Source organism: Bradyrhizobium sp. KZN70725 (genome assembly GCF_055264925.1).
This window is the reverse complement of the sequence record NZ_JBUYWT010000187.1, coordinates 1-869: the sequence shown is the minus strand read 5'-3', so window position 1 is coordinate 869 and position 869 is coordinate 1. Positions and strand designations below refer to the sequence as shown.

The 869-nt window shown below is 60.1% G+C and carries 2 protein-coding genes; both read left to right on the top strand.

Going from position 1 to position 869, the window contains the following annotated elements:
* The coding region (locus tag ACZBJS_RS42625; RefSeq protein WP_463440344.1) for a hypothetical protein at window positions 1-280 on the top strand (280 nt) is incomplete at its 5' end.
* Window positions 273-869 (top strand): recombinase family protein (locus ACZBJS_RS42620; RefSeq protein WP_463440343.1); only part of this gene is annotated, 597 nt, incomplete at its 3' end. The genes ACZBJS_RS42625 and ACZBJS_RS42620, both read left to right, overlap by 8 nt.

The window sequence follows — 869 nt, the reverse complement described above, 5'->3', positions numbered from 1 at the left end:
GAAGTCCCTCGGCTTCCCCTGGATTCGTTGCGCGCACTTCGCGGCCTCGTTGATGCACAGCGCGTATCGTCGTCACCATCATCTGGAACGAGTCGGACGGTTGGAGGTGATGATGGAACAGCAATGGCGACAGCTCGATCTGGCGGCGGTCACGGCAGGCACAGTCCAGCACCAGCGGCTCGATCCGCTGATTCGTTTGGAAGTCACAAGTCTGCTCAAACTTCTTCTCGACGAATGCAGCACCGCCCGCGCAAAGGTGACGGAGGCGGACAATGAATAAGATAACGTCTGATCATTTATCACGCAGCGCCTATGTCTATGTGCGGCAATCGACCCCGGACCAACTCGTCAATAATCCTGAGAGCCCTCGGCGTCAGTACGCGCTCGCAACTCGCGCACAGCTGCTTGGCTGGGAAAACGTCATCGTCATCGATGATGACCTTGGTCGCTCGGGGGGCGGCACAGCGCGTCCCGGCTTTGAGCGCTTGCTGACCGCGATCTGCACCGGAAGCGCCGGCGCTGTGCTGGCCGTCGAGGCTTCCCGCCTGGCCCGTAATGGCCGCGACTGGCACACACTTCTGGAGTTCTGCACGCTGGTGAACAGCCTGATCATTGATGAGGACGGCGTTTACGATCCAAAGCTCACCAATGACCGACTGCTGCTAGGTATGAAGGGGACGTTCAGCGAACTGGAACTAACGATCTTGCGCCAGCGCTCACAAGAAGCACTGCGCCTCAAGGCAGTACGTGGCGATCTTCACACGAGTGTGGCCGTCGGCTACGTGCGCAGCAGCGACGACAGGCTTGAGCTGGATCCGGACAGGCGGGTGCGCGAGGCGCTCCATTTGGCGTTCCGTAAGTTTGCCGAG